Annotated in this window: 2 protein-coding genes; both read left to right on the top strand. The window is 56.6% G+C overall.

From position 1 onward, the window contains the following. A partial coding sequence (locus IG168_RS20470) for a hypothetical protein (protein ID WP_226877204.1) occupies positions 1 to 334 on the top strand: 334 nt, incomplete at its 5' end. A gap of 120 nt (positions 335 to 454) precedes the next feature. Beyond that, positions 455 to 727: a hypothetical protein gene (locus IG168_RS20465; protein ID WP_193166459.1), complete on the top strand. Its 273-nt coding sequence runs from the start codon at positions 455 to 457 to the stop codon at positions 725 to 727. Positions 728 to 739 lie beyond the last annotated feature (12 nt).

Below are 739 nucleotides of genomic sequence, written 5' to 3'. Positions count from 1 at the left end.
GCCGCTCTTCCCTTGTTCCATGCATCCGGATCCGGCCATGACCGATAAGACCTCACCGGTTTTGACACTTGACCTTATCCAGACCCGCCTCGTCGGTGACTTGCGCTGTCGCTGCGGCACCACATCGCGCTTTGTTGGCACCCACGCCGAGAACATCCAATGCCCCGGCTGTGGCGAGTTTTTCCGCGTTCAATCTGCCGGCGCCGTCGAACCGCTCGGGAAAGAGATGCCCTACGGTGCGGTTCTCTACTCTCGGGAGACACACGGCGAGCGGGCCAAAATCCTGGAGATGTTCGAGACCGCTATGACGGCTCCCCCCAAACCCGATCGATAAAGACTTGTCTTGCATGTGGGTATTGCACCATGAAGTATTCGCGCGATCTTGCACGCTTCCACTCCGGTCCGGCAATGCGCTGATCCCTCGAATATCACCAGTCACCCTGGAGCATTCACAATGCACGACAATTTGTTCCGCGCCGCTATGCGCGCCACTTGCTTCATCCTTGGCGTTTCCATGCTTTGGCCGGTCATCCTCTTGTTTCCGGCCTTCGGTCAGTGGCCCGAAACGCCCGCGCTCATATCGTTCGGCGCTTGTTCGGGGCTCTGCCTTCTCAGTTTCGGACTGTCTTTTGTTGATGAGTTTTCAATCTCGGATACCAAGATTTTGCTCATTTTTTTGCTGGGTACGATCGCAATGGGAGCCGGGGTTATCTTTTCGCACCTCTGACGTTCTGGCGAT

The organism is Microbulbifer hainanensis (genome assembly GCF_014904735.1).
GTDB classification, from domain to species: Bacteria; Pseudomonadota; Gammaproteobacteria; order Pseudomonadales; family Cellvibrionaceae; genus Microbulbifer; species Microbulbifer hainanensis.
The sequence above is the reverse complement of the archived record's forward strand: the minus strand, read 5'-3'. Positions and strand labels throughout refer to the sequence as shown.